Source organism: Pseudoalteromonas sp. GB43 (genome assembly GCF_054923805.1).
Genome location: NZ_JBPCHJ010000002.1, coordinates 818,785 through 831,846, shown reverse-complemented (window position 1 = coordinate 831,846; position 13,062 = coordinate 818,785). Strand labels below are relative to the sequence as shown.

Annotated in this window: 9 protein-coding genes and 1 pseudogene; 2 read left to right on the top strand and 8 right to left on the bottom strand. The window is 40.9% G+C overall.

Features of this window, described 5'->3' with window-relative positions; translation table 11 throughout:
* Window positions 1-59 precede the first annotated feature (59 nt).
* Entirely contained in the window at window positions 60-866 is an 807-nt protein-coding gene (locus tag ACRWSG_RS21160) for an ion transporter (protein WP_462167554.1), read from the top strand.
* 40 nt (window positions 867-906) lie between these two features.
* Here the strand turns inward: ACRWSG_RS21160 and ACRWSG_RS21155 are convergent, their stop codons facing one another.
* The 5 genes from ACRWSG_RS21155 to ACRWSG_RS21135 form a co-directional block, all read right to left on the bottom strand.
* Window positions 907-1,299 carry a VOC family protein gene (locus ACRWSG_RS21155; protein WP_138599974.1) on the bottom strand — a complete coding sequence of 131 codons (393 nt, stop codon included), beginning with the start codon at window positions 1,297-1,299 and terminating at the stop codon, window positions 907-909.
* A 322-nt stretch (window positions 1,300-1,621) separates the two neighbouring features.
* A complete protein-coding gene (locus ACRWSG_RS21150) occupies window positions 1,622-2,056 on the bottom strand; it encodes a GNAT family N-acetyltransferase (RefSeq protein ID WP_138599975.1) in 435 nt (144 codons plus the stop codon).
* A gap of 123 nt (window positions 2,057-2,179) precedes the next feature.
* Window positions 2,180-2,830: a methyl-accepting chemotaxis protein gene (locus ACRWSG_RS21145; protein WP_462167462.1), complete on the bottom strand. Its 651-nt coding sequence runs from the start codon at window positions 2,828-2,830 to the stop codon at window positions 2,180-2,182.
* Window positions 2,805-4,136 carry a methyl-accepting chemotaxis protein gene (locus tag ACRWSG_RS21140; protein WP_462167461.1) on the bottom strand — a complete coding sequence of 444 codons (1,332 nt, stop codon included), beginning with the start codon at window positions 4,134-4,136 and terminating at the stop codon, window positions 2,805-2,807. Before ACRWSG_RS21140 ends, ACRWSG_RS21145 begins: the two co-directional genes overlap by 26 nt.
* 285 nt (window positions 4,137-4,421) lie before the next feature.
* Window positions 4,422-5,033, bottom strand: coding sequence for an FMN-binding negative transcriptional regulator (locus tag ACRWSG_RS21135; RefSeq protein ID WP_462167460.1), 612 nt, complete (start codon window positions 5,031-5,033; stop codon window positions 4,422-4,424).
* 608 nt (window positions 5,034-5,641) lie between these two features.
* Between ACRWSG_RS21135 and ACRWSG_RS21130 the strand changes: the two genes are divergently transcribed.
* Window positions 5,642-7,690: a TonB-dependent siderophore receptor gene (locus ACRWSG_RS21130; RefSeq protein ID WP_244664387.1), complete on the top strand. Its 2,049-nt coding sequence runs from the start codon at window positions 5,642-5,644 to the stop codon at window positions 7,688-7,690.
* A 133-nt stretch (window positions 7,691-7,823) separates the two neighbouring features.
* Here ACRWSG_RS21130 and asd read toward each other — a convergent pair.
* The 3 genes and pseudogenes from asd to ACRWSG_RS21115 form a co-directional block, all read right to left on the bottom strand.
* Window positions 7,824-8,959, bottom strand: a pseudogene (gene asd / locus ACRWSG_RS21125) (aspartate-semialdehyde dehydrogenase).
* 129 nt (window positions 8,960-9,088) lie between these two features.
* Window positions 9,089-9,985, bottom strand: coding sequence for a lipid kinase YegS (gene yegS, locus ACRWSG_RS21120; RefSeq protein ID WP_462167459.1), 897 nt, complete (start codon window positions 9,983-9,985; stop codon window positions 9,089-9,091).
* 388 nt (window positions 9,986-10,373) lie between these two features.
* A complete protein-coding gene (locus ACRWSG_RS21115) occupies window positions 10,374-13,007 on the bottom strand; it encodes a TonB-dependent receptor domain-containing protein (RefSeq protein WP_166340878.1) in 2,634 nt (877 codons plus the stop codon).
* Window positions 13,008-13,062 lie beyond the last annotated feature (55 nt).

Below are 13,062 nucleotides of genomic sequence, written 5' to 3'. Positions count from 1 at the left end.
TGCTGCAATTTCCTGTATATTGCGTGGGTTTAAATATTACAACCAAAGGGTTCTATATGATGTTGTCGCAGTTACAACAGCTGTTTCAGCGTATCGATAAAAGTAAAATTTTTCAATCATTTGTTATTGCTGTCATTGTTATTTCAGCACTAACTGTGGGGGCACACACCTATTCGTTACATCCAACAGTTGAGCTTGCCTTACATTGGATGGACTTAGGTATCACGGTATTCTTTTTAGTTGAACTGGTGATCCGCTTTATCGCAAGCCGAGGCTTTAAAGACTTTTTCAGCAAAGGTTGGAACATTTTCGATTTTATAATCGTGGTGGGTAGCCTTTACCCTGCAGCAGGCTCAACAATTTTTATCGCTCGATTACTGCGTATTTTCCGCGTATTGCGACTAGTGTCGATGATCCCAGAACTTAGACTGCTGGTTAACTCGCTTCTAAAAGCTATTCCGCAAATGGGCTATATCGCCCTGCTCATGTTCGTGATCTTCTATATTTATGCCGCCATGGGTAGCATGCTGTTTGCTGACATCAACCCAATACTGTGGGGCGATGTGTCTATTTCGATGCTCACCCTATTCAGGATTGCAACGTTTGAGGATTGGACCGATGTTATGTATGAAACGATGGCTGTGTATGAGCTCAGCTGGATTTTTTATCTAACCTTCATCTTTTTAACAGCCTTTGTATTTTTAAACATGATGGTTGGTGCTATTTTAGAAGTTATGTCTGAAGAGCATCGTAACGCCCGTGAAGAGCAAACATCTGATGCCGACATGCCTGCAACTAAAGGGCAAATTGCTCAGCTGCAAGCTGAAATGACCGAACTAAAACAACTACTGAAAGAAAAGCAGTAAGGTTTTTAAATAATTGTTTTTAGCTATTAGGCGCTAGACCTTAGCGCCTTTTTTTACCCTCTTTTTCTACTTTCCATGGCGGGTTTAAGCGGTTTTCTCCGGCCCAATACAATTTAATTTTATTCCCTGATGGGTCTTTTAGAATTGCTTCCGTCCATAAATAACGCTGTGCAGTAGGCGGCTGTTCAAAGCGAATGCCTTTTTCAACAAGGCTTGCATAGAGCTCATCGAGCTGCTCATGTTCAAAATAAATTACCGCACTATTATTATAATTACCGGTTTCTAATGACAGCGAAAATGTGGCATCACCATCAGGGCATTGAAAGCGTGCGTAATGCGGAGTATCTACTATCTGAATCATTCCCAATGTTAAGTAAAAAGCCACCGCTTCATTCATATCCTTTACAGGTAACGTCACCTGATTGAGATTCATTTGCTACTCCCATGTAATGATTTATTCGCTGCTTCAGCATATCGCGTTCATTGAATTAAGCAAAAGATAAGTGACGAAAGTAAAGTTAACGAGTTTCAAGGGGAAAGTTAGCGAGTTACGAGGGTAAAGTTTGCGAGATACAAGTTTGTAGGAGGCGTTTCAACGCCGAACATCTAAATTCACGGCTGAAGCCGTTCCTACGAGATTCATCGTAGGCGTGAAACTTGTTTCGCGCGTTTGTAAGTCGTGCTTTAGCGCGTAATTAGAAAAATGTTTAAAGTTTTGTCGCTATAAATTTCGACTTTCACGGCTGAAGCCGTTCCTACACGAGTTCCATGTGCAATATTGGAAATGGTTTGCCCATATCATCTAAAGGCGAGCGTGAGGCAATTTTAAAGCCCCTATGTTGATAAAATCCAACCGCAAGTAGGTTTTGCTCATTAACATCCACTTTGTTGGCAGCTAATTGCTCAACTGCATAGTTGAGTAGTGCTTTACCTATGCCCTTACCTCTTGCGGCATCTAAAATGAACAACATTTCTATTTTGCATTCATGTACGCCTATAAAGCCTAAAATTGCCTGATGCTCATCCTTAATGCACTTTAATGTCACATTCGGAAACGCTTGCTCGATAATAATTGGCTTAAAAAAAGCGATGTCGTCTTCTGTTATAAAATCATGGGTTGCTCGAACTGAGTTTTCCCATACAGCAAGTAGCTCTGGGTAATCTTCAGCGTTCACACTATCTATTTTCATTATTTGCCATTTTATAGGAGTTTTCGTGCTTTGTGTTCTCTAATCAAATAACAAAATGATTCGTTACACGCTTTAGTTATTTATTCCATTAAAGCATGCAAAGTATATGAAACAAAGAGTATTTTACACTTTAAACTTACCCACTAAATCATTTAGAGTTTTCGATAACAGGTTTAGTTTTTCACCATTGCCTCTGGCACTATGGGCAATTTCGCTTACATCATCAGCCGCATTTTTTATTTCAACAACATTGCGGTTAATGTCTTCTGCTACATGCTGTTGCTCTTCAGCTGCAGTGGCAATCTGTGTATTTAAATCGCTGATATTGACGATAGACGCAGTTATTTCGCTAAATTGCTGTTGTGCTGAATGGGCTAACTCCACTGTTTTGTTTGTGCGATCTAAGCTGGTTGTCATCTCTTTTGACACTTGATCAGACATCTTGCGCAACGTATCTAACTGACTTGCTATTTCTTCTGTCGATTCTGAGGTTCTTTGTGATAACGCACGCACCTCATCTGCGACAACTGCAAAACCTCGACCATGTTCACCCGCCCTCGCCGCTTCAATTGCTGCGTTTAAAGCTAACAAATTGGTTTGCTCTGCGATGCCTCTTATCACGCTTAATATCGACATGATATTTTCGCTTTCAGCGTCGAGTTGGTTTATATCTTTAGTTGCTTTGGTGATCACCTTAGATAGAGATACAACGCTATCAACCGTTTTAGATATAACACTTTGTCCAAGCTCAGGTCTGTTGTGTTTGCGATGCAAGTTCGGCTGCATTGGCACAACTGGCAGAGACTTCATTGGCTGTCGCTGCCATTTCATTAATCGCTGTGGCCGCCATTTCGAGGGCTTGTTGTTGCTGAGATGTTGAGCCAGATAATTGCGCCGCTTGTGATGACGTTTGCGCCGAGGTATCACTCACATTTTGCGCACACTCATTAATTTGCGTGACTAAATCAGAAATCAAATTCAAAAATAAATTAAAGCTGTTAGCCAGTTTGGCCGTTTCATCGCGTGTTTTAATCACTAAACGTTTAGTTAAGTCACCACCACCTTGCGATATTTCAGTTAGACCATCACTCACTTCAACAATAGGTGCAGAAATTAATTTAGAAATATAGCTAGCTACAAGAATGAATACAGCAATCAAGATTGCACTGATGACTAAAATAGTAATCGTCATTGCATTTGCGCCACTCATTACTTCAGATTTTTCTACTAAGCCTATAAATTTCCAGCCTAGTTTTTGCGAGGTGTAAATATTCGCTAAGTAATCTTTGCCATTAATGTCAATTTCAAATTGACCCTGATTATTTTCAGCGAGCTGTTTGTATTTTCCGTTATTGACTTGTGCTAGCTGCTTAAACCTGTAATCAGCATTTTTTACGTCAACGAGTACATTGCCACTATCTTCAATCAACATTAAATAGCCAGTTTCACCAAGTTTAATGTTCGCAATAATATCGGTAAGACCCTGCAAGGATACATCCATGCCCTGCACACCAATAAGCTCTCCTGCTTGTTTAATCGCTTTAACAGTAGAAACAATTACCATGTCATCTGCTGCCCAATAATAGGCATTGGTTCTTACCGTTTTACCATTTGCTGCTTTGCCAGTTTCGTACCAAGGCCTTACTCTTGGGTCATAATTCGCTGTGACTTCACCCTCTGGCCATTGAATATAACCACCTTGCTCATTCCCCATGTAGATATAAGCAAGTCCCGGATGGGTGGCACCAAAGTGATCAAATAAACGAAAGGCGTTTTTTTCGATGTTACTACCACTTAGATGATCAAGCTTTTCTGCACTAGGTGATTGCATATGGGTTTTAACACCTTGCTTGGCGTCTAAGATAGCGGAATGGGATGCAAGATAATTGACGTTTTTCTCTATTTCAGCAAAAAACATACTGATACCGTTATCAACTTGTTTCGCTTCTCTTTGACTAAGCTCAGCGAAACTATCGAGGGCTTGTTGTCTTGTTTGTGTAATTACAAGCACAGCAATAATGATCAACGGCAGCGCAATTGCTGACGCAAAGGCGAGTTTTAATTTTTTTGAAATGTTCATAGCCAACTTCCAACTAAGCACTTAAGAAAATATAGTGAGGCCTTGGAAGTTCAGCAAATAATTAAGTGTTTATTTTTATGGGGCAAAGCAAGCTTGACCACATAAAGTTAACGTGAAATTTATACCCCTTATGCTTGCTTTTACTCAAAACTTACCTGTTAAAAATATGACATTTAGTTGACAGACACGTGGAATGTACTAACTTTAGTTTTAGTAATTAACATGCTTTTAACAAAGTATTGCTAGATACTTTCCAACCAATTGGCAGCATTTGCTGGATGCAAATTAGCTGCCTATTCCTACTTCATGTTTAAGCATATAGCAAAGTAAAGCTTGGGCATCAGGGTGTTTATCTGCTTTTAACCCTGTTAAAACACCTTGTTGATCCGCCGCCGACTTATGCTGATTTAACTTCTCTTTTGCCTGAATTGAGTCAAGTTCGATTTTAATACCCACTATGCCACGCAGTAATTTGGCTTGATAATCAGCTGGCAACAAACTGGTGTCGTTTAAAATACTTGGCTCGTATTGGCTAATTAACTCATTTAGGCAGGCTAAGGTGTTGTCATCATCAAGGTATTCTATTATGCCTTGGGCATGCACCGCAGCGTAGTTCCAGGTCGATACAGCTGGCTTCTCACTATACCAAGTGGGTGAAATATAACTATGTGGGCCATTAAAAACCACTAATACACGGGTATCTTGCAAGCTTTTGCCATGACGATTAGCCCGTGACACATGACCATATAAGGTACCAAACTCGCCCTCATCGGGTTTATACACTAATGGTAGATGGGTTGCCTCAAACTCACTATCAACCATTAATGCAAAGCTGTAGGTTTTGATAAACTGCGATACTCGCTCTGGTGTCATTTTCCACTTGTTGGGTGTGTGCATGCTTTTCTCAATTTTTTAAAAATTGCTCCGATTGCTTGAATCTAACATTGTAATTGATCAAGAGTTTTCTACTAGCCTTTAGCCACGACTTAAATCACAAATAATGTTATGTCCTTTAACCAATTCGAAAAAACTAACAAATCAAAAGGCCTTTTAACTGCACACTTAATAAATGATAATAATTTACATTACCATTTATTAAGTGATATATTCCCACTAATCGGTACAGGGTGTTGCGGATTTTAATTAATTGGAGACTGAAGAAAAACTCTTCTTGTCTCTTGGTTACTAAATCAATGTTAAAGGATATACACAATGGAAATTTTTAAACTGCCGCAATATCTATGGATTAATGATTCCAACTATCTAAAGAGAAAAACCTCCGTTTTGCTGGGGATATCATAAGCCCACTCCATGATTTTCCACTCGTCATGACTTTCAACATGACACAACAATAGCCTAAACATAGGCCTCACTACTTATAGACGTAATAGGACTACGGATAAAAAATGACAAAGACTAACTACTTTAAACTCACGCCTGTCGCACTTTCTTGTTTAGCGATATTTAGTCAATCTTTACAGGCTGAGCAAAAAAAGCATCACGATATGGAAGTACTCACAGTCGTGGGTGAACAAAACAATGCTCAAAGCTATAAAGTTGAGCAAATGAGTACCGCAACGGGTTTAGAGTTATCATTTCTTGAAACACCACAATCAACCACAGTCGTGACTGAGCAAGCGATAAAAGATCAACAACTAAACTCTGTTATTGAAGTGATGAACAGCGTAGCGGGGATTAATACCCGCCCTTCTGACAACGACCGATACTCAATCAGTGCCCGCGGTATTGGCGTAAGTAGTATTTTGTATGACGGTGTGGCGACAACCTACGATACACGCTTTAACTATGGTGACAACTTAATGGATAGCGCAATTTATCAGCGCATAGAAGTTGTTCGCGGAGCAACTGGTTTGATGTTAGGTGCGGGCAGTCCATCGGCAGCTATCAATTTAGTGCGTAAGCGTCCGACAGAACAATTTCAAGCAAACGTAAGCCTAAGTATTGGTTCATGGCAACAGTTACGCGGTATTGTTGACTTATCGGGAGGTTTTAATCAAGACGCAAGCGTTCGAGGTCGAGTGGTCATAGCATATCAAGATCGCGAAAGTTATCAGCATCGTTACGAGCAACAAAGACAAACCCTTTACGGTATTATTGAAGCAGATTTAGGTCGTGACACATTACTAACCTTAGGAACTGATTATCAAGATACCAAGCCTGAAGGCTCAATGTCTGGTGGATTACCGCTATTTGACAACCAAGGTAATAGAACTAATTACAGTCACCACACATCAACTGCTCCTCGCTGGGCATCATCTAAAACCAAAGCGTTGAACAGCTTTGCCACGATTGAACATAACTTTAGTGATGACTGGCAAGTTAAAGCAAGCTACATCTATGGCGATAACGATTTAGAATATGATGTGTTATGGCCAACAGGTAACCCAGACCCAATAACCAATGAAGGAATGATACCTGGCTCACTGGCATTTATTGATGGCAATCGCACTCAACATACATACGACTTAAAATTATCGGGCCGTTTTATGTTACTCGATCGTTCTCAACAAGTTCTAATTGGTGTAAATCAGCAGAAACAAGAGTTTGCCAACCCATATTATGGCTCTTTAAATGAAGCACCGCCTTTGGGTGATTTTAGAGATAAAAACTTTACTTATCCCACCCCTCAATGGAGTGATGAAATCTTGTATGGCTCATGGGGAGAAACAAAGCAACAAGCAATATATCTTGCTTCTGATATTGAAGTAACTGACGCGCTTTCAATGGTTATAGGCGGACGGATTGATAATTGGGAAACTGAGCAAGACAATTTCGGAACCATTCATAATTACGAAGTTGATAATGAATTTACCAGTTACATTGGCGCTACCTATACTGTTGGGCAAAATGTATCTTTGTATGCTAACTACACCGATATTTTCACACCACAAAGTAGAGTTCAATCCGATGGCAGCTACCTAGATCCTGTTAAGGGAAAAAACTACGAAGCAGGTGTTAAAGCAAGCCTATTTGAAGAAGCGCTAGACACCTCATTTTCAGTGTTTGAGATCCGTCAAGATAATGTTGGCGAAGCAACAGGAGAAACATTACCTGGTACTACTGTGCCTATTTACCGTGGTATTGATGGCACCAAAACGCAAGGATTCGAATTTGAAGCAAATGGTTCAATTAATGAGCATTGGAATGTTTATTTTGGATATAGCCAATTTGAAACAAAAGACCCTGATGGAGAAAAGATAACGACCACTAGCCCAAAACACCAAGTAAAGCTTTTCAGTACTTATGAATTAAATAATATACTAAGTGGTCTACAACTGGGAGCTGGTTTTAATTGGCAAAGTGAAATCAATAGAAATGTCACTAAGCCTGATAGAAGTTCAGTTGAGGTTAGTCAACAAAGTTATGCGCTTTTTCGACTAATGGCAAGATACAACGTAAACGAACAACTTACATTGCGCGCTAATTTAGAGAACGCATTTGATAAACGTTATTACAGCCAAATTGGGTTTTATAACCAGTTTCAATATGGCGCACCGAGAAACTTTAGTATCACTGCTCAATATCGTTTTTAATAACATACACGAGTAATAACTAAATTCGCCTCTATATACGAGGCGAATTTAGAAACAGAGTAAAAATCAGCTGAGTTTTCAACAGAAGCTCTGAGTTAGTTGAATAAGGTTTTATACCCAAGTAAAACCAGTTCTAGCCATCGACAATAATACGTAACATGCGACGCAGTGGCTCAGCAGCACCCCATAACAGTTGGTCACCAACCGTAAACGCACTGATATACTCTGGATCATCGCTAATTTACGAATACGACCTACCGGAATAGACAGCGTGCCAGTTACTTTTACAGGCGTTAAGTCTGTAGCGGTAATGTCACGATCATTCGGGATCACTTTGACCCACTCATTGTGAGAAGCAAGAATTTCTTCAATTTGCTCAACGCTAATGTCTTTGCGCAGCTTAATTGTCATTGCTTGTGAGTGACAACGCATTGCACCAATGCGAACACATAAGCCATCAACAGGGATAGGTTGTTCACTGCTGCCTAAAATCTTGTTCGCTTCAACTTGCGCTTTCCACTCTTCTTTACTTTGACCGCTTGGCATTGGTACATCAATCCAAGGGATAAGGCTACCAGCTAGAGGAACACCAAACTGGTCTTGTGGTAAATCGCTTGAGGCAATTTTTTCGGTGACTAACTTATCAATCTCAAGAATCGCAGCATTTGGATCTGCAAGCTTGTCTGCCACTGTTTCGTGAATTGCACCCATTTGCGCAATTAACTCTTTCATGTTGCGTGCGCCTGCACCAGAAGCCGCTTGATATGTCATTGGGCTTACCCATTCAATCAAGTCTTGTTCAAATAAACCGCCTAGGGCTAATAGCATAAGTGATACGGTACAGTTACCGCCCACATAGGTTTTAACACCTTGCTCTAAGCCCGCACTGATAACGTCTTTGTTTACTGGGTCTAGCACAATAATACTGTCGTCACTCATACGCAATGCCGATGCCGCATCAATCCAATAACCTTTCCAACCTGATTCACGTAATTGCGGGTAAACGGCTTTGGTATAGTCACCGCCTTGGCAAGTGACAATAATATCCATCTTCGCAAGCTCAGCGATATCATTGGCATCTAAAAGCGGTTTAGCTGGACCAGCAAGATCAGGACCTAATTGACCGGTTTGTGAGGTGGTGAAAAAAGTCGTGTCGATATTAGAAAAATCATTTTCTTGCTGCATACGTTCTAATAACACAGAGCCAACCATGCCCCGCCAACCGACTAATCCTACTTTTTTCATTGTTTGTTCCACTGTTTGATTCATTCAAATTACCTAAACTGTTAAAAATTAAAGTCCATTGCGTGAGAATTTAATTTTTACAGGAGTAATCTAGCATTGCGGCCCAAGCAAAACCAGCGCTAACCGAGTAACATCAAAATTTTTCATCATCGTTTATTTAAGTAATGGACAAGCGTCTGGCAGTACCATGTTTAGCGCACCAGCATGCACTTCGAAACGTTGTTGCTTCGAGGTGATTGGCTCGCCATCTAAGTTTATTGGCATTTCTGTTTGTGTTTGCCATTCAAGCCAAGGCACTTGAAAGCGTTTTACCCACTGCTGTGATGAGTTAGGGTAATTGCTGAGCTCTTCGATAACCGCTGGTACATCTGAAATTGCAAATGAGGTAAACGCCACTAAATCAACCAAGCCATCATTTATGTACGCATGGGGCGCAAAGGGCTGACCGCCACCCGCTTGGCGTCCATTACACACGGCAGCGGCAATAATATCGCCCGAAGTTCGTTCACCATCAGGCAGCGTTAACTCGCCACTGTAAGGCACAAAACTTAGCGCTTGTACAAGCCCTGCCAAGGTATATGCGCCACCACCGAGTAAGTTTTTCAGTGCAGGCGGTGTGGTTGCGGTAATTTTTGCCCCAAAGCCAGCACTGGCTACATTCACAAAATAACGCTTATCAACCTCTACCGTATCAATTGCATGCGGCTGACCCTGTGCGGCAAGTTTAAGCGCTGGCAAGTACCCGTGAGGAATATTAGCGGCTGTAGCAAAATCATTTGCTGTGCCCATAGGTAAAATTGCAAGCTCTAAACGTTGTGACTTTTTCAGTTTCATTAATGCATTAACGGCTTCATTAACGGTGCCATCGCCACCAGCCACAACAACACGTTTTACACTTTCTGCGACGGCTTCATTAATAAAGCGCTCAATGTCACCGCCTTCATAGGTAACTCGCACTGCAAGTGGCTGACTAGTTCTAAATTGACCGATGGCGTCACGAAGCTGCTCATCAGCCGCTTTTTTACCATTTATAATTAACCGTAAGTCCATTTTTAATCCCTGTTTAAACACGTTGAACTACCATAACACGCAATGGTTTAATATACCCAAACTACCTCAAGATGCGAGTTTCAGTTGGAATTAAAAGCGATTTAGGCAAGGCATTGATTGCAAGTAATAGTGGTTCTATTGTTAAAATCAATAACGCAGTATAAATCGCTTTTAAACCAACCCTTTGGGCGCTTCACAGGCACTTACTCTCATCGTTGTTACTTCTTAAAAGGGACTGCCATTCTTGCAAAGTAACGCCTTGATATTAAGCACCTGTGAAACGCTGAATTCTGCATCTTGAGGTGGTTTGGGTATAGAAAAAAGCCCTGCTAGTGCAGGGCTAAATCAACGTTAGGATTTATTATTGTATCCTTCCTTGGTCAGAGTATTAGAACTGGTATTTGTACTCAATTGAGAACTCAGTGCCTTTCTCTTTAGAGCGAGTTAAAGTTCCCGCTGACTCTATTTCAGATTTTGCGCCCAAGATATTCGTCACTTTGAACTTCAAGCTTGAGTTGAAATCAGGGAAATAGGTGTAGTTAAAGTCTAGAGAGTGGAAAGGTTGCTCCATCCAATCTTCTTGACCTTCAATGCCAGGAATAATAATTCGCTCACCAAATACGTTATAGATTAGCGTTGAAGCATGCTGCCCACTAGGTGCGTCATAGCCTAACTGCATATTCACAACATATTTTGAATGGCCCGTCATGCGACGTGTTGTATTTGTAACCGCTGCAGAAACTCCTGTTTGTTCAACAATTGCCTGACGGTCCATGTTGATTTCTGAGTCACTTAACGTCACGTTACCTGTCATGAACACGTCTTGCCAGAATCCACCTAAGAAAGCAAAATCTTTCAGGTATTCAAATTCAACACCCGCAACATAACCATCTTCTGCATTAGCAATACGTACCAATGGTGGACCATCTTGTGCAGGTGATTGAACAGACTCAATTGGATCAACCATGTCTTTATAGAACACACCAACAGAGAAGTTCTCGCCCGTATCAAAATAGTTTTCCCAGCGGAAATCATAGTTTTTGATTTGCGTTGTACGTAAACCAGGCGTACCACCTACAGGGTATTCAGTAAGCGGATCGATGTAAGTTGCGTCAGAAATCTCACGTAAATCTGGGCGAACAACAGTTTCACCATAGCTTAAGCGCCATTGCGTTTCGTCACTTTGTACATAAGTTAATGCAAGTGCGCTATAAACGTCATCTTCACGGAATGCGAGCTGATCTAACTCATCATAATCAATTGAAGATGCAAGACCACCAGTAAATGGGTCAAGAGGAACAGATACTTGACGGAAATCTTCCCAACGTAAACCACCGGTAATACGCCATGTATTATTGAAGAAGAAATCTGCTTCGAAGTAATAGGCATCCACTTTCTGCGCTGACTTATAGTCATCGCCTGAAACCGTTGTGTCGTTCAAGATTGGTTGCGTTAGTGTCGCGTTCGAGAGTACATCATCAGACAAAATAGTGTTTAACTCATTTCCGTTTAAGTCAACATCTGAGAATGCACGTGTATTGATATCAAAACGACGGTTAGTTGCTGAACGCTCTTTAGAGATAAAGTCAGCACCTGATTTAAGCTCAACATCCACGCCATCTAGCATGATAGGCAGTGTAAAGTTAAAACCGTAGTTCTCTACTTCATCATCCAAATTTTGGAATGTGTAACGCGCAGCCGTTGTTGCATTGGTTAGTGCACTTTCGTTTACTGTATCGTAAAACCCATCTTCATTGGCATCAGTAACAATAAAGCGAGTTTCCATATTACCTGGAGCGTAACGATTTGAGCGACCAATTGAATACTTCCAATCAAAACCCGCGTAATTCAACCAATCAAAAGTATGCATACCTTTTAATTGATTAACGATCAGCTCACGCTCTTCATAACGAACATCATACGAACGTACACGCTTGTTATCTGAGGTGTTGTTGTTTTGGTCAATACCTAAACGATCTGAAATTTTATCTTCAGTATCACGTAGGATTAAAGCTGTGTAGTCAACTTTATGCGCTTTGTCATACTCAACACCAACAGTAACCATACCTGATGTTTTAACCGTGTGTTCAGTACTTAGTACTTGGTCATAACCACGGATCATGGTTGTTGAGTTTTCACCAATCAAGAAGCCTTGACCTTGATACTCATCTGCAACAACGTGCTTATTATCGTAGCTAAGCGACGATAAGAAACCGTAGCGCCATTTATCTGATTCGAAGCTGTTACCTAATGTGGCAGTAAACTTCGTATTCGGGTCAACCTTTGCTGATTTTGGATCATAATCACGATTTAACGATAGGGCTAAAGCACGGCTTTGCTCTGGTGTTAAGTCATCAAGCGATTGACCACTTTGGTATACATCAAGGATAGGACGTGGAATTTCGCGTGTGCCATCATCAACACCGTACCAATCGTCCGAACCACCGTTGTATTCAAGGCCATCATCAAAGTTATTGGTGTTGTAACCAAGCTGACCCGACACATCAAATACAAATTGATCTGGAATTGATTTCAAACGAATATCAACGTTACCACCACCAAAAGACGCTGGCATTGACGGTGAATACGATTTTTGTACTGATAAACTTTCGATAATACCTGATGGAAATAAATCCAGTGGTAATACAGAACGTGTTGGATCTGGACTTGGTACAGCAGAGTTATTTAACTGTGTACTTGAATATCGCTCACCTAAACCACGAACGTAAATAAACTTACCATCAACAAGTGTTAAACCTGTTACACGGCGTAGCGCTGCAGCAGCGTCACTATCACCACTTCGTGAAATTTGCTCTGCACCCATAATATCAGCAACGAATGCTTGCTGTTTACGCTCTTCTAGAACAGCTGTTGCAGTGCCTTTTAAACGACTTGCACTAACAACAACTTCTTCAAGAACAGCTTCTTCGTCTGCTTCAGCTGCGTGTGCTGAGACACTCAAGCCGCATAAGATAGCTGCGCTTAGTGCTGTTAAGCTGAACTGTTTTGAATATTGTTTCATGTTTACCTCTATCTGAAATAAGTTACAGAAAGTTGTTTAAAGGTGCTAAACACGT